The sequence below is a fragment of the Neobacillus sp. NPDC093127 genome, from assembly GCF_044754175.1.
Lineage (GTDB): Bacteria > Bacillota > Bacilli > Bacillales > Cytobacillaceae > Neobacillus.
In genome coordinates this window covers 212,763-226,668 of record NZ_JBIVOP010000004.1, presented here as the reverse complement: position 1 = coordinate 226,668, position 13,906 = coordinate 212,763, and the positions used below count along the sequence as shown (strand labels likewise).

The 13,906-nt window shown below is 35.2% G+C and carries 18 protein-coding genes; 9 read left to right on the top strand and 9 right to left on the bottom strand.

Going from position 1 to position 13,906, the window contains the following annotated elements; all coding sequences use genetic code 11:
- Positions 1-195: 195 nt before the first annotated feature.
- The 3 genes from ACIQCO_RS08075 to ACIQCO_RS08065 form a co-directional block, all read right to left on the bottom strand.
- A complete protein-coding gene (locus ACIQCO_RS08075) occupies positions 196-663 on the bottom strand; it encodes a cupin domain-containing protein (protein WP_400427447.1) in 468 nt (155 codons plus the stop codon).
- 212 nt (positions 664-875) lie between these two features.
- Positions 876-1,247: a hypothetical protein gene (locus ACIQCO_RS08070; protein WP_400427318.1), complete on the bottom strand. Its 372-nt coding sequence runs from the start codon at positions 1,245-1,247 to the stop codon at positions 876-878.
- Positions 1,248-1,471: 224 nt separating this feature from the next.
- On the bottom strand, positions 1,472-2,584 hold the full coding sequence (locus ACIQCO_RS08065; protein WP_400427316.1) for a site-2 protease family protein: 1,113 nt from the start codon (positions 2,582-2,584) through the stop codon (positions 1,472-1,474).
- Between the two features lie 256 nt (positions 2,585-2,840).
- On the opposite strand from ACIQCO_RS08065, the gene ACIQCO_RS08060 reads away from it, so the two are divergent.
- The 5 genes from ACIQCO_RS08060 (at position 2,841) to ACIQCO_RS08040 (ending at position 7,027) form a co-directional block, all read left to right on the top strand.
- Positions 2,841-3,212 carry a hypothetical protein gene (locus tag ACIQCO_RS08060; RefSeq protein WP_400427314.1) on the top strand — a complete coding sequence of 124 codons (372 nt, stop codon included), beginning with the start codon at positions 2,841-2,843 and terminating at the stop codon, positions 3,210-3,212.
- A 169-nt stretch (positions 3,213-3,381) separates the two neighbouring features.
- The gene (locus tag ACIQCO_RS08055) at positions 3,382-4,155 is read left to right on the top strand and encodes a sporulation protein (protein ID WP_400427312.1); all 774 of its coding nucleotides are present in this window, start codon (positions 3,382-3,384) and stop codon (positions 4,153-4,155) included.
- A gap of 203 nt (positions 4,156-4,358) precedes the next feature.
- Positions 4,359-5,084, top strand: a complete 726-nt coding sequence (locus tag ACIQCO_RS08050) for a helix-turn-helix transcriptional regulator (protein WP_400427310.1) — start codon at positions 4,359-4,361, stop codon at positions 5,082-5,084.
- Positions 5,085-5,255: 171 nt separating this feature from the next.
- Complete coding sequence (locus ACIQCO_RS08045) at positions 5,256-6,143, top strand: DMT family transporter (protein ID WP_400427309.1); 888 nt, start codon at positions 5,256-5,258, stop codon at positions 6,141-6,143.
- Positions 6,144-6,145: 2 nt separating this feature from the next.
- Positions 6,146-7,027 carry an aminoglycoside 6-adenylyltransferase gene (locus tag ACIQCO_RS08040; RefSeq protein WP_400427307.1) on the top strand — a complete coding sequence of 294 codons (882 nt, stop codon included), beginning with the start codon at positions 6,146-6,148 and terminating at the stop codon, positions 7,025-7,027.
- A 121-nt stretch (positions 7,028-7,148) separates the two neighbouring features.
- Here ACIQCO_RS08040 and ACIQCO_RS08035 read toward each other — a convergent pair whose 3' ends face one another.
- The 4 genes from ACIQCO_RS08035 to ACIQCO_RS08020 form a co-directional block, all read right to left on the bottom strand.
- The gene (locus tag ACIQCO_RS08035) at positions 7,149-7,451 is read right to left on the bottom strand and encodes a hypothetical protein (protein WP_400427305.1); all 303 of its coding nucleotides are present in this window, start codon (positions 7,449-7,451) and stop codon (positions 7,149-7,151) included.
- Between the two features lie 93 nt (positions 7,452-7,544).
- Complete coding sequence (locus ACIQCO_RS08030; protein ID WP_400427304.1) at positions 7,545-8,810, bottom strand: cation:proton antiporter; 1,266 nt, start codon at positions 8,808-8,810, stop codon at positions 7,545-7,547.
- 5 nt (positions 8,811-8,815) lie between these two features.
- Positions 8,816-9,313 carry a cation:proton antiporter regulatory subunit gene (locus ACIQCO_RS08025; RefSeq protein WP_400427303.1) on the bottom strand — a complete coding sequence of 166 codons (498 nt, stop codon included), beginning with the start codon at positions 9,311-9,313 and terminating at the stop codon, positions 8,816-8,818.
- A gap of 46 nt (positions 9,314-9,359) precedes the next feature.
- The gene (locus ACIQCO_RS08020) at positions 9,360-9,920 is read right to left on the bottom strand and encodes a tyrosine-type recombinase/integrase (RefSeq protein ID WP_400427302.1); all 561 of its coding nucleotides are present in this window, start codon (positions 9,918-9,920) and stop codon (positions 9,360-9,362) included.
- Positions 9,921-10,208: 288 nt separating this feature from the next.
- On the opposite strand from ACIQCO_RS08020, the gene ACIQCO_RS08015 reads away from it, so the two are divergent.
- Positions 10,209-10,958, top strand: coding sequence for an aminoglycoside phosphotransferase family protein (locus tag ACIQCO_RS08015; protein ID WP_400427301.1), 750 nt, complete (start codon positions 10,209-10,211; stop codon positions 10,956-10,958).
- A gap of 124 nt (positions 10,959-11,082) precedes the next feature.
- Here ACIQCO_RS08015 and ACIQCO_RS08010 read toward each other — a convergent pair whose 3' ends face one another.
- Positions 11,083-11,556, bottom strand: coding sequence for a DinB family protein (locus ACIQCO_RS08010; protein WP_400427299.1), 474 nt, complete (start codon positions 11,554-11,556; stop codon positions 11,083-11,085).
- A 211-nt stretch (positions 11,557-11,767) separates the two neighbouring features.
- Between ACIQCO_RS08010 and ACIQCO_RS08005 the strand changes: the two genes are divergently transcribed.
- The 3 genes from ACIQCO_RS08005 (at position 11,768) to ACIQCO_RS07995 (ending at position 12,975) form a co-directional block, all read left to right on the top strand.
- Complete coding sequence (locus ACIQCO_RS08005) at positions 11,768-12,193, top strand: DUF1801 domain-containing protein (protein ID WP_400427297.1); 426 nt, start codon at positions 11,768-11,770, stop codon at positions 12,191-12,193.
- 245 nt (positions 12,194-12,438) lie between these two features.
- Positions 12,439-12,834 carry a VanZ family protein gene (locus ACIQCO_RS08000; protein ID WP_400427296.1) on the top strand — a complete coding sequence of 132 codons (396 nt, stop codon included), beginning with the start codon at positions 12,439-12,441 and terminating at the stop codon, positions 12,832-12,834.
- A 12-nt stretch (positions 12,835-12,846) separates the two neighbouring features.
- The gene (locus tag ACIQCO_RS07995; protein WP_400427295.1) at positions 12,847-12,975 is read left to right on the top strand and encodes a hypothetical protein; all 129 of its coding nucleotides are present in this window, start codon (positions 12,847-12,849) and stop codon (positions 12,973-12,975) included.
- 44 nt (positions 12,976-13,019) lie between these two features.
- Here the strand turns inward: ACIQCO_RS07995 and ACIQCO_RS07990 are convergent, their stop codons facing one another.
- Positions 13,020-13,889: an AraC family transcriptional regulator gene (locus ACIQCO_RS07990; RefSeq protein WP_400427294.1), complete on the bottom strand. Its 870-nt coding sequence runs from the start codon at positions 13,887-13,889 to the stop codon at positions 13,020-13,022.
- Positions 13,890-13,906 lie beyond the last annotated feature (17 nt).

Sequence of the window (13,906 nt, the reverse complement as noted above, 5' to 3'; positions counted from 1 at the left end):
AGTGCAAATTACTCCAATTATGTATAGAACAACTGAAATATAAGCAGGTAATAAGTGAACAAAATCAGTATAGCCAATAATAAAATGTGTGATAATCCCGGATAAAAATGCTGGAATGGCAGCTGATATGAACTGAGCAATTCACTGTATTTATTTTTGCAACCTATTGAACGCCGCCGTTACAATATAAAAATTTTAATCAATCGTTATTTCTATTCCATATTTCAAAGCAATCGAAATTAAATTTTGAACTTCTTGTGGGCTGGGCGGGCCATCTGGAATTGGAGGCAATTGTTGGGGAACAGGTACACTAAGTTCTTTAATAAATTGCTCAAATCCAGAGGGATAAACAGATAGTAATACTTTAGCTGTTTCTGTTTTCACCTTAAAGGTATGTGAAATTCCTCTAGGTGCATATACATACGTTCCTGGCGTAGCTTGAATAATTGTATCTGCTATGTAGTAGGTAATTTCTCCTTCAAGAACGTAAAATGTTTCGTCTTCCCTCATATGAATATGTGGAGGTGGTTCACATCCTCTCCGTTCTTCCGTCAAAATAGTAGCGTATCTACCTTTCGTATCCTCCCCACTGGCCAACACAGAAACTTTATTTCCTAAAAACAAGAATGTGTTATCCATAGACGTCTGACGAATAAATGGCATATCCAAAAATCTCACCCTCCAATCTTTTAACACATAATAATATGCTAATCGATACACAATTATGTTTTTTGTACACTTTTTTAATAAAAAGCATCTGGAACCCAGAAAAAACAAAGGTTATGTTTTATCGGTCCAAAAAAAATGATTTTGGAAGTTAAAGAAAAGAAAGGAGTTGAAATATCTCCTTTCCAATTGTGATGAATATTTCCTAATTAGTAACCAAAGTATTTCTTCATATCAATACCAGAGTTAACATAGTACTTTTTCGTCAAAATATTACCCGTATCTGTAAATACTGGTAATCCAAGTTTCGTATCCTTTTTTTCGAAAACAAGAATTCCATCAGGGCCTTTTTCAAATTCCACACTTTCTGCATCTTCCTTTTTACTACTATTAATCAAGTTGGTTAATTCTTGTATTTTCTTTTTATCTTTTAGTTCCGCAACTTTTTCTGCTTTATCATTCTCAAATATGTATAGGCTTACGATCTCATAGTTCTGGCCAACTATTTTAGTGACACTGCATGAAACAAGAATTGCGAATAAAAAAATCATCAGTGAAAAAAGAAGTATGATTTTATTCATTGAAATTCACCTCTCCCGTACTAGATTCCAACTTCGGCAATAGACTGACGGAACCAAAACACTGTGTAGCGACATCATCCCAAACACTTAAATATTTTTTTAAGTTTAATTGAAGAAGAACTTTTTGGAAAGTTAAATTTATTTCCTGAAACAAAACAACGGAAATTCTCTCTCGAGGTGAATAGCAATGAGAACTGAAAAGGAAGGGACAAGGAACCTGTCCCTTATCTATTCATGATTTTTTGTATTTCTGGATGGTTCATGAGAATTTCATTGCCATAATAATAGCTAAATGCTAGGGCAATGACTAGACCGATATAAATAAAAAATAACTGCATTTTTGTCTTTTTGCTCGTTTTATAATAGGTTCCCGTTGTCTGTACTTCTTTTTTAAAATTTGATACTTTTTCTTCTAAATTGTTGAGATTACCTTCGATAATTTGTTGATTGATATGGATATCTTCTTCGCTCCATGTTTGGGTACCTGATAATTGCTGGAGATATAGATCCTTTTTTATTCTTTCAATTTCAGAATCCAGTTTATTTAATATTTCAGTAATTTCTTTATTCGAGACGTTCCATTTTGCTTTTCTAGCAATTTCTTGGGCAGAATCTAGATCATGTGATTCTTGCTTTAATGTTAGTACTAAGTGTTCAAGATCTTGGACTTCCAATTTATCTTTAGTTAAACTTTTTTGTTTTTTATTTAATTTATACCATTCTTTTGAACCGAGGATGACAATGATAAACCCTATGAAACTAAAATGCATGACGGAAAAAGCTAATAATAAGACAATCCCTAACCCCCATAGTTTAGTACTGATCCCTGCTGCAATTCTTCCCCCATCTAATGGGGTAATCGGGATTAAATTAAATAAATTTATCAGCCCGCCCAAATAAATTAGAAGCGCCCAGATTGATTCTTGTGTATATAAATACATTGGAATGGCTGGCAAAAAGGCTAATAATCCAAATAAAGGACCCATGTATGCCAAAAAACCCTCGTCTTTTGCGCTTTTTGGCATTTCCTTAAGACCAATAACCGCCCCCATAAAAGGAATAAATACAGCTGGGCTAACAGGCAGTTTCAACCTTTTAGCGGCATACATATGTCCCATTTCATGAACAAATAAAAGGTAGACTAAGGCTATTGCAAACTTCCAACCAAAAATAAGGGCATAGGTTCCGAGATAGATAATCATACTTACAAGTGTATGAAGTTTAAGGAATTTTAAAACTACTAAAACAAATTTAAATTTACCTAATAATACTGCTCCAATTGTCCCTAATACTCCCCAGGCGGTTTTCTTGCTGCTTTGTATATTCTCTTCTTTCAAATAAACATCCCCTTTAAAAAACAACACTTTTTGTAAAAGTAAAATATAGTCGTACGTCTATTATACAAGAAATTACAGAAGTGGAAGAAGGATTTAATGTTTGTTTATCGAATTAAAGGAGTAAAAACAAAAAATATAGGTGAAATTTATGAGCGAAATCATTAACTATTACAGCCAATATGATGAGTGGGGAAGACTTGATCGCGAGCCAATAGAATTCCAAGTTAATTGGCACTAACTTGTCTTTGTCGCCTTTATGCCAAGAATTAGACACATACTTACTTCACTTTTATCTCCTGATCATTGGAAACCAAACGATAATATGGATACCATAATGCAATTTTCTCAATCAGGGTGCTTTAATCACGCAGATGAGGGCCGATTTACAGGTGCCTATTATTTTAATATTGAAGATATCAAGCCTTTTATGGAGGCGCAAGGATTTGAAAGTTTGGAATTAATAGGTTCAAATATAGGAGCTATTTTAAACCATGATAGTTGGAGTTACTGGAGAGACAAGGGTGAACAAGAGGTCGATAAAATTATAAGATTACTAATAGAGAGAGCAGCAGACCCATATACTCTCGGAATCTCCTCTCACTTGCTTTATATAGGCAGGAAAAAATGAATATTTTGGTCAGTTACTTGTTGCTTGATAGCGGTGGGGGACTGAATCACTGGTCCCTTAAATAGGGTATGATGAATATAAAATTAAATTTCCTAATAAAATTCAAAACAATAGTATACATACACTCCAGTCGTTTAAATTGAAAATAAAAGACAGAGGTGAATATGCAATGTTCGGATTAGAATCGGCAAAAGTAGACTTGATATTAGATAAGAAAGAATATATTCCTGGTGAAACCATGACAGGCAAACTTTTAATCAAAGGAGGTTCCCGTGATAAAAAGATAAGCAGCTTAGAAAGCATTTTGCATGTCAAAGTAATTAAGGACAAGATTCCCAAAATCACACCTCTAATTAATTATTCTTTAGAAGAAGATCAATGTTTATTCATTCAGGCCAAAAGTTACAGGGAAGTTCCTTTTGAATTAATATTGCCAAGAGATATTCCCGTAAGTACTGATAAGGTAGAATATTACCTTTCTACTAAACTGGATATCGACTTAGGGAAAAATGCTTCTAATCGTGAGGATATTACCGTTCTTTTACCTCCTTCAAGCAGCCGGATCCTGAAAGCCACTGAAACATTAGGTTTTTTTCAGGAGGACAATTTTATTACGGAAGGAGGACAATTTTTTCGTTTAGTGCATGAATACGCGGGTACTGAAATTGATTTGTCCTTTTTTGATAGTTCAGAAGGCGTATTTGTCAAAATGGGTTTACAGAAATTCACAACGGAATTTCCAAGTCCAGATGTTCTATCCAATCAATTTTTTATACCGTCATCTACCAATGAGGAGGATATTCCTAAAATAGTAGATATGGCAATCACTGAAGCTTTAACAAATCCTTTGCTGTTTAAAAGTGGGCTACCCATTTATAAACATAATACTGGTGATACCACGAAAGCGTTCGTTACGGGATTTATCGTCGGCAATATGATTTAAATTCAGAAAGTTGCCTTATAACTGAGATTAGAGATGAACAGTACGATGCACAATTAATGCTTGGTCCTCTGCTTCATTAAGCATGCTATTTAAAGAAGTTGGCGATGAAGTTACTACAAAAGAAGTTCTTATAAAAGGGTTTTTATCATCAAATAATGTTGACCCGAATGGTGTTAGAATTTTCATGTTTGGAGGATTGTAAATTGGAAGAGGGTAAAGATTTTTTGGCAGAACGAAGAACTTATAATACAACTCAAGAAACTCATTCTCATTGTTATGCTCAGTTAATTTTTCCTCTCCAAGGACAACTTTCTATAAAGGCAGGGGCAAAGGAACTTCAGCTAGATCATGAAACATTATTTTTTCTTCCTCCTCAGTGTATTCATACTTTTCATTCGGTTGTCCGGAATGAGTTTTTAATTTTAGATATCCCTTATTTTATGCTTACCAAAAATGAGTTACAGAATAGGGGATATTCATGGAAATTAAATAATCAATGGAAAGGTATTCGATATCTTATCCTAAATGAAATCGACCAAAAACCGTTAAATCAATCTGCGCTTAAGGAATTATACCCATATATTTCATTTTATTTGCTTCAAGACCAACAGCCTAAATCGATCAGTTATATCCATGAACATTATAATGAGAAAATTACGGTACATAAATTAGCATCGCTTGAACATTATAATCGTTCATATTATTCGAATTGGTTTCTAAAAGAAACTGGAAAATCCCCTTCATCATATATACAAGAAGTACGTTTGAATAAAGCAAAAGAATTGCTCCGTAATACAGATTTACCCATTTTACACATTGCAATCCAAGTTGGTTTAGACCATCAATCCTTGTTAACACGTTTGTTCCAGAAATACGAGGGAATTACACCTAGCCAATTTCGAAAAAAATATAGGCTTATAGAAAAATAAATGTTAAATAAATGACATTTGGTTAAAAGGTTCTGATTTTTAGTCAAAGATTTTATACCAATGAATGTAAAATTAAAATATGGACCAACTTGGTAAAGGTCCATTGCCCTTGATAACTGTGATTATGTTTAGTCACAGTTATTTTTTTATTAACATTTAAAGGAGAAAATGATGAAAACGTTATTAGGCTTATTTTTTACATTCTTATGGTCATCTGCGGCGATTGCCACAAAATTTGGCTTGTACTCTACAACTCCTTTGGTACTAGCTACCACTCGCTTTCTGATCGCTGGAGGCTTGCTCTTTCTTTATGTTTATTTGTTCAATAAAAAATATCCTTGGCCTCAGTCACACGAATGGCGTTCACTAATTGTTTTAGGGTTATTGAATACAACCATATATTTAGGAGCAACCTTTTGGGCGTTGAGTTATGTATCGGCAGGCTTATTTAATTTATTTGTTACAACAAATCCTTTTCTGGTTGCTTTCCTGTCCTATATATGGTTAAAACGAAAAGTTTCTTTACGAGAATGGATAGGAATGACTGTTGCAGCTATTGGACTATTCATCGCCACATGGCCAACTATCACAAGCAGTGGGGTGAAAATAAATGGATTGATTATTTTAGGACTAGGAATGATATCAATGGCGATTGGAAGTGTTTATTTTAAAAAAATTAATTTAAATCTACCAAGTGTTGTTATTAATACTTGGCAAGTATCTATTGGCGGAGTTTTTTTAATCCCTATCACCTATATTCTCGAAAAAGATAATTATTTTTTAAAATTGGATTATTATTTACTTGGCTCTTTAATTTGGTTGGTGTTCATTATTTCAATCGGCACCATGTTGCTCTGGTTTTATCTATTAAAACAGGATACGGTAAGGGCAAACAATTGGTTATTTATGACTCCAATTTTTGGATACGTATTAGCGGCTATTTTTTTAAATGAATCTATTAACATGTTTGATATAATAGCAACAATATTTGTATTAATTGGTTTATTACTTTCGGGCAACATAGCCACCCATCCTAAAAAACTCTTTCGAGGTGAATAACTATGAGAACTGAAAATGAAATGTTTGATTTGATATTAGGGATTGCTAAAAATGATGAAAGAATTCGAGCAGTTTATATGAACGGTTCAAGAACCAATCCTAATGCGCCAAAGGATATTTTTCAAGATTACGATATTGTTTATGTCGTGACAGAAACTGCCTCTTTCATAAAAGATGAGAAATGGATTAAGAGTTTTGGAGATTTACTGATGATTCAAGAGCCTGATAAAAATGATAAATCAGTTGGTGTGGAAATAGATTTTGACCGGTCTTATGGGTATTTAATGCTCTTTACAGATGGAAATCGAATAGACCTTCATATCGAAACCAAAGATGCAATGATTGCTGAATATGGCAATGATAAACTGACGGTTCCATTATTAGATAAAGACAACATTCTGCCACTCATTCCCGCTCCCACAGAAATTGATTACCAAGTAAAAAAGCCAACAGAACCTATGTTTTTTAGTTGTTGTAATGATTTTTGGTGGTGTCTTCAAAACGTTGCCAAAGGAATTTGGCGCGATGAATTACCATACGCAAAGCAAATGTTTGAAAATGTAATAAGAACTAGATTGGATGAGATGGTTTCATGGTGGGTCGGTATAAACCACGACTTCCAAGTCTCGACAGGAAAAATGGGGAAGTATTTTAAAAAGTACCTTCCTGAACCATATTGGGAAATGTATGAAAAAACTTATTCCGACAATGACTATGATAATTTTTGGGACTCTATTTTTACCACCTGTGAATTGTTTAGAAGTTTAGCAAAAGGTGTTGCAGATAACTTATTGTTTACATATCCAATGGATGACGATAAAAATATGACCAAATATCTTAAACATGTAAGAAATTTACCTTCTGATGCAAAGGGAATACTTTAACTAATTCTATATGAAGGTTATAAATGACTACACGGAATAGAGTACAAAATATCGGAAATTCTTTAAACAAAAAAGGACTGGGCGCTTTCGCCCGGCCTTTCTTAAATATGAATAGGAAAAATTAATTTCTACATTTTTTTTTGCTAAATACATAAATACTGCCGCCAAGAGTAAGAACGGCTATAAACTTACTGGCTATGAATAGATAACTGGTGGTTTGAGAATCGAGAGTGATGTGCGGGAATATCATGAGGCCGAGAACGACAAATACGCTGAAAAGGAGTATGGAATAATAATATTGATAGGCTTTGTTAATAATCATAATGCCTTTATCACCATTTTCCTGCGTGAAAACAAGAATTACATATGACAAGACTAAGATTGTCACATACGTTAATAGAACAATGGCAATGCCGATGCTCATCATTAAATTCCTCCTTTCTTAAGGGAGTTTTATAGTGAATAAAGCTAACAAAGTAGGATGTTTTCATCCCGCTTCGTTAGCTTTTTTTCTTATTTACATTCCAGGATTATTTTTCTCTTCAGATGGCTCTTTAGGAATGGATGTAGTTTGCTTTATAGCTTTTTTCTTATTTTCCCATTGGAAAATTTTGTTTAATAATTGATATATTTTTTTAGACTCTTTCGTTAATAAAGGGCCAAGAATAGCCAAGATTAGAACATAAACCGCGGTAAATGGTTTTAGAATAGGCATCAAGCCTCCAGCAAGTCCTAAATTAGCAACAATGATTGAAAATTCACCCCGAGAAACGATTGTTAATCCGATATTTGAAGACGCCTTATGAGACAAACCAGCCTTTCTTCCGGAAATCATTCCCGCTACAAAGTTGCTAATGATTGTTAGAATTACAGCACCTAAAGCTAGCCAAATGGCACCCCCTAAGCTAAATGGATCAATACTTAAACCGAAGCTGAAGAAAAAAAGTGCCCCAAAGAAATCTCTAAATGGGATAACTAACTGTTCAATACGCTCTCGATGTTCAGTTTCAGAAAAGACTAAACCCAGCAATAGTGCACCAATCGCTTCAGCAACATGGAGTTTTTCTGAAAAACCGGCGACAAAAAATAGTGAAGCAAAGATAACGAGGATGAAAATCTCATTAGACTTAATATTTAATAGTTTATTAAGGATTGGAGTCCCTTTTCGGGCGATAACGAAAAATAGAATCATATAACCAAGAGAGATTAGAACTGAGGTAATGGTCCCTAAAATCGTCGTGGACCCACCTAGTAAAAGACCTGACATGATGGAGAGGAATAAAGCCAAGAAAATATCATCAAATAATATAATCCCCAATATTAATTCTGTTTCTGAATTGGCGGTTCTTTTTAAATCAACTACTACCTTAGCGACAATGGCTGTCGAGGAGACACTAAGGAGACCCGCAATAATTAACGTTTCCATAATAGGAAAGCCAACAGTGAAGCCGTAAATTAATCCTAAAGTGAAATTAAGAGCCACATAAATAGTTCCGCCAACTGCAATAGAACGCCCTGATCGAATTAGTTTTCCCACTGAGAATTCTAGCCCAAGATAAAATAATAAAAATAAAACCCCGATGCGCCCGAAAAATTCAATAATTTCAGAGCTTTCTATGAATCTAAGATCGATAATTCCAAAATGCGGAGCATGTGGACCAACTACCATTCCTAAAAGGATTAGCAACGGAATGATGGAAAACTTTAACCTTCCTGCTAATAATGCTGCGAAGGCGACTAAAACTAATGCTGTACCTACCTCAAATACTAAGTGATTTGCCATTTATATCACCCGTCCCTTCTTGAAAGAATTTCTTTTACAATCTTTTTTACTTGATTGCGCTGTCCGGACACGATGACTGTGTCACCTATTTCTAAGAGGGTTTCAGGACCAGGGGTATGAATTTTTTGTTGATTGCGTTTGATAAGCGCGACGATATTGACTTCATAGGATTGACGAATATCTAAATTTCCGATGGTTTGATTAACCGCTAATGCTCCGGTTTCCACCTTAGACCATTCAATTACCAGATCATCAAATGCCATCTCAATCGTTTCTAATGCCTTTGGTGCGTAAGTCATTCCGCCAATAATCGCAGCAATTTGCCTTGCTTCCGAATCATCAAACGTTGTGCTGGAAATGGCTTCCTCGTAATCCTCTTGATCAAAATAATAAATGTCTCTTCTGCCATCATCGTGAATAATAACTACTATTCTGTCCTTGCTATTGGTGATGATTTCATACTTTTTCCCGATACCAGGAAGTTCGATTTCGCGAATATTCATTTTCTTTCCTCCTATATGGTTTGGTCATGGATTAAAAAGTTGAGCGTTAAAGGTTCACATCGATTTCAGTTCTTATTTTTTCATTTTTGGAAATTCCCAGGTATTTGAGTGTTTCGGAAGGGGTTGAATGATTGAAATGCTTTTGCAATATTGAAATGGCTATTCCACGTTTATAAGCATGAAATCCAAAGGTTTTCCTTAGTGAGTTGGTACCGATTTTTTCCCCGATGCCAATCGCTTCTGCTGCTTGATGAATGATCCGATAAGCTTGTTGGCGGGTAATCGGTTTATCGGTTTTACTGGACTTAAACAAAAAATCTTCACTTGATAATTGGTGCGTCTGAACATAATGGACAATAGCCTGTTTTACTTTTTGATTAAGGTAGACTTCCTTCACCGTTTCTTTATTTGCCAACAAATAGAACTTCTTAACACAGTTTTCTTTGTCAAGCACATCGGCAACCTTGATATTCAGCATTTCGGTAATTTTTAACCCAGTATTAATTCCAAAGACAAAGAGAACAAAGTCACGCTCAGAATACTTTTTTAAATACTTTTTTATTTCATTGATTTGCTTGATATCTCTTAGCGCTTCAACATATTCCATTAATAAACGCTCCTTAATCCATGTTACATAATAATATTGTAACATGGTATTATGTAACATGCAATTTATTAGATTATATAAAGAACATTATTCACGCATTATTTCTATTTGAACCTCGTCCTTTTCAACAAGAATGTAGTAATATGTAAATAATGGGATCGAGTTACTGAACAGAAAAAACGGGAATTGAATGGGGATACTTTCTTCATTAAAAAACTAGCAGCGATTGCTGAACCACGATAATTGTTTTTTGTACTAACATAGAATTAGTGGAAAGAGGGATAACAAATGAATCTAGGCACGCCAATAGCAAGTGGAAATACGGCCAAAATATATCTTTACGAAAACAGGATTGTCAAAGTATTTAATGATTATTTGCCAGATACGGAATCTTCAAATGAAGCAAATAAGCAAAAATATGCCTATTCGTGTGGACTTCCTGTCCCGAAAATAGTAGATGTTACGAAAATAGATGGAAAACAAGCGATAATAATGGAATATATTAAGGGGCGAACAATAGGGGATTTCCTAACCGAAAACATGGAACAAGCAGAATTTTACATAAATATTTCCGTTGATATACAACAAAAAATTCATCTGATATCCGCTGATTCACTTGAACCTATGACTGAAAAATTAAGCCGTCAAATTTACTCAGCCGATAATCTTGATAAAAGGCTTAAGGCTGCTTTAATAGAAAAATTGGATTCGATGACATTTGAGAAAAGGCTCTGTCATGGAGATTATCATTTGTTTAACTTGATTATGTCAGATAATCAAGTGACCATTATAGATTGGGTTGATGCCAGTGCGGGGGATATCCGTGCTGATATATATCGCACATATCTTTTGTATTCACATGTTTCAATGGAATTAGCGGATTTGTATTTGCGTCTTTATTGTGCGAAAAGCGATTTGTCAAAAGACGAGATTTTTCAGTGGGCTCCAATCATAGCCGGGGCAAGATTGTCTGAAAATGTATCATCAGAAAACTCTGAGCGTCTTTTAGAGATAGTAGATCATTACTATCCTTTATAACTTTTAATATTGGAATTTAGTTTAAGGGTGGGCTTTGTTTGAAAAATATGAGATTACTAAAAAAGAAAAATGGCTTGAAGATTCCAAACCATTTTTTGGTGAATTCTAACTGGTATTAATTCTCCTACGCTATTTGATTTTGGTTAATAAATGATTGAATTTGTACCATATGTTTTTCATCGTGCTCAATCATTCCCACAAAGTAATCACCGAGAGTCATATTCTCCTTACCAGGAAGCGGCATAGCGAATCGTTCTCTGTCTAATTGATTTATGAGGGTTAGTAATTGATTCCTAACCGAAATGAACTCATCTATCAGCTGATTCTTCGTTATTCCCGATCTGGCATATGACGATGCAGCCCTGTTTATTTCCTCCACATCAATGACCATTTGCGGGAATGGTTCGTTTTTTAATAGATACGAAATCCTGTTATCAATCATAAATTGATCCCATGCGATAAAATGTGAAATCACGTCGGCAATCCCCCATGAACCCTCTCGAAATGGCAGGAACCATAAATCGTCCGATAACGTTTTTAGAGAATGCAGCCGGTCAATTAAAGCCAACTTTTCCTTAATGATATCCTCTTTCTTCATTTGACCCCACCTCACCACAAACTATTCTATTATTTAATATGTAATTCCTGCTAATTAAGCAGGAATTACATGATTTAAGTAGTATTGAATAATAAACAGGTTTAAACCTGCAGGGGACTTATCTTTCATCTAAAAGAATATTTCATTAGATAAAGGATAATACTTAAGCCATTATGGAATAGTTTTTTTTCAAAGAATAGGAGAGATTCTAATGAGCTATCAGCAAAAAACAAAAGAAACGGATAAGAGTGTTGTGGAGTTTATTGAGAGTGTTGAGAATCCAAAAAAACGTGAAGATGCCTATAAATTAATAGATATTTTTTCTGAAACGACAGGATTTGAAGCAAAGATGTGGGGGCCAAGTATTATCGGATTTGGATCTTATCATTATAAATATGATTCTGGGCATGAAGGCGATGCCCCTTTAGTCGGCTTTTCACCGCGCAAGGCAAAAATCAGTTTGTATTTTGCTCCAGGTGACCCCAAACGTGAGGACTTGCTTAAGGAGTTTGGAAAGCATACAACCGGTAAAGGCTGTGTGTATATCAATAAGGTAGCGGACATTGATATAGCGGTATTACAGTCAATCATTACACAATCTGTCCAGTTTTTGCAAGCTGCATATCCAAATTCTTGAACCTACTTGAAATTGAGGATTAATGAATGGTAATTAACATGAAAAATAAAGCATTTTGGCTTTCGTTGGGTTTATCGCAGCTCCTTTTTGTTATTTTTTTGCCGATATGGTTTCGGCTGTTGTCCTATCTGCACCCAATTGTTTTGATAGTGGTGTGGATGGGTTTGACAATGCTTGTGTTTTTCATTGTTTATTTTGTGTGTAGTGAAACCCTTCGAATATCTAAAACTATTTTAAAAAGTGTCATGGGAATATATAGCTTAGGCTTATTTGTTCTACTATTCTTCCGCCCGGCGAACCAAGAGTATGGTCAAATTAATTACATCCCTTTTAAAACAATTATGGGCTTCCTAACTGGAAACGTAAATTTTCTTATCGCTTTTTATAATCTAGCAGCAAATATATTGCTCTTCGTGCCATTTGGTGTGGTGACTTTGTTGCTTTATAAAAACCCGTCGAGGCGCCTATTATTGTTAGTACCAGTTGTTTCTATTCTCCTGATTGAAACAACACAGCACATTACAAGACGCGGCAGCGCGGATATCGATGATCTTATCTTAAATCTGCTCGGGGTATGGATGGGTTACTTAATGTATCCATTTGTTCAAAAAGTGGTGAAAGTCAAAGATTTGGCAGTCTGAACATTGAGTTCAATGGGCGGATTTAGCATTTCTATCGGCGATTATTGGGTTTCAATCGGCGAATCTAAGAAAACAACAATCTTCAAGAAACAAGCATTAGAAAAAAACTCCAAAAACGGACAAAAACATAGCGATGCTTGATACAACTAAGCATCGCTATTTTTTTGTGTTAAGGACTAATTTATTCAGTCTCTCTTCAGCGGTATCCAAATTTCGGAGTAGTAATCAGGACTCCAAGGATCTCCATCAAAATAAACTTCCAATTCAGGGGTGCCTGCTGGTGTATATTGATTGGATGGAAACCATTCTGAGGAAATTTGCTTCCAGACCTTCTGGATTGCATCTGGCATTGCCCCGTGAACCTCGAAAACCACCCACTTTGAAGCAGGAATTTCCAGCTGAATGAAGCCTTCAGGTGTCTCCCCGTTATATTCTGCAGCGATCCAGTAATCAATGAGCGGCTCAGATTGGTTACTGCTTTTATCCACACAAACGCCAACAATACCTTTAATTTCTCCTTTATTCAACTTCATTAATATGTCGTTTGTGCCATCTGCATGCACATCATCCCACATCTTTGGAATTGCAACCAAATTCTCTCCATTTGCACACGAAAACTCCCGCTTGACGCCAACTACATGAAAACTGTCTCTTTCGATAATTTTGTAATTCATCGGTTCGGCTCCTTTCAGACTCACCTGAATCATCAGGCGGTTATAAGATTTTAGCTTGCCATGGTAATTTCTTGCTTGACTAGGTGTAATCCCGTGCTGCCTTCGAAATGCCTTGGTAAAAGCCTCAGGAGTGTCATAGCCATATTTCAGGGCGACATCAATAACTTTATTGCTTGTATTCGATAGTTCTTGGGCAGCAAGAGTTAATCGTCTGCGGCGAATATAATCACCCACCGTTATATCTGTTAATATTGAAAAAGTCCGTTGGAAGTGAAATACCGATACATTCGCCTGTTTCGCAATCCGTTCAATCGATAATGGTTCTAGTAAATGTTCTTCCATATAGTCGATTGCCCGCTGTAACGATTCGACCCATCCCATAGCGCTCACTCCTTGAT

Bases quoted from the DNA above. Each gene is read 5' to 3' on its own strand.
- ACIQCO_RS08075 (WP_400427447.1), bottom strand. From the start codon at position 663: ATGCCATTTATTCGTCAGACGTCTATGGATAACACATTCTTGTTTTTA.
- ACIQCO_RS08070 (WP_400427318.1), bottom strand. From the start codon at position 1,247: ATGAATAAAATCATACTTCTTTTTTCACTGATGATTTTTTTATTCGCA.
- ACIQCO_RS08060 (WP_400427314.1), top strand. From the start codon at position 2,841: ATGCCAAGAATTAGACACATACTTACTTCACTTTTATCTCCTGATCAT.
- ACIQCO_RS08055 (WP_400427312.1), top strand. From the start codon at position 3,382: ATGTTCGGATTAGAATCGGCAAAAGTAGACTTGATATTAGATAAGAAA.
- ACIQCO_RS08045 (WP_400427309.1), top strand. From the start codon at position 5,256: ATGAAAACGTTATTAGGCTTATTTTTTACATTCTTATGGTCATCTGCG.
- ACIQCO_RS08040 (WP_400427307.1), top strand. From the start codon at position 6,146: ATGAGAACTGAAAATGAAATGTTTGATTTGATATTAGGGATTGCTAAA.
- ACIQCO_RS08035 (WP_400427305.1), bottom strand. From the start codon at position 7,451: ATGAGCATCGGCATTGCCATTGTTCTATTAACGTATGTGACAATCTTA.
- ACIQCO_RS08030 (WP_400427304.1), bottom strand. From the start codon at position 8,810: ATGGCAAATCACTTAGTATTTGAGGTAGGTACAGCATTAGTTTTAGTC.
- ACIQCO_RS08025 (WP_400427303.1), bottom strand. From the start codon at position 9,313: ATGAATATTCGCGAAATCGAACTTCCTGGTATCGGGAAAAAGTATGAA.
- ACIQCO_RS08020 (WP_400427302.1), bottom strand. From the start codon at position 9,920: ATGGAATATGTTGAAGCGCTAAGAGATATCAAGCAAATCAATGAAATA.
- ACIQCO_RS08015 (WP_400427301.1), top strand. From the start codon at position 10,209: ATGAATCTAGGCACGCCAATAGCAAGTGGAAATACGGCCAAAATATAT.
- ACIQCO_RS08010 (WP_400427299.1), bottom strand. From the start codon at position 11,556: ATGAAGAAAGAGGATATCATTAAGGAAAAGTTGGCTTTAATTGACCGG.
- ACIQCO_RS08005 (WP_400427297.1), top strand. From the start codon at position 11,768: ATGAGCTATCAGCAAAAAACAAAAGAAACGGATAAGAGTGTTGTGGAG.
- ACIQCO_RS08000 (WP_400427296.1), top strand. From the start codon at position 12,439: ATGGGAATATATAGCTTAGGCTTATTTGTTCTACTATTCTTCCGCCCG.
- ACIQCO_RS07995 (WP_400427295.1), top strand. From the start codon at position 12,847: ATGGGCGGATTTAGCATTTCTATCGGCGATTATTGGGTTTCAATCGGC.
- ACIQCO_RS07990 (WP_400427294.1), bottom strand. From the start codon at position 13,889: ATGGGATGGGTCGAATCGTTACAGCGGGCAATCGACTATATGGAAGAA.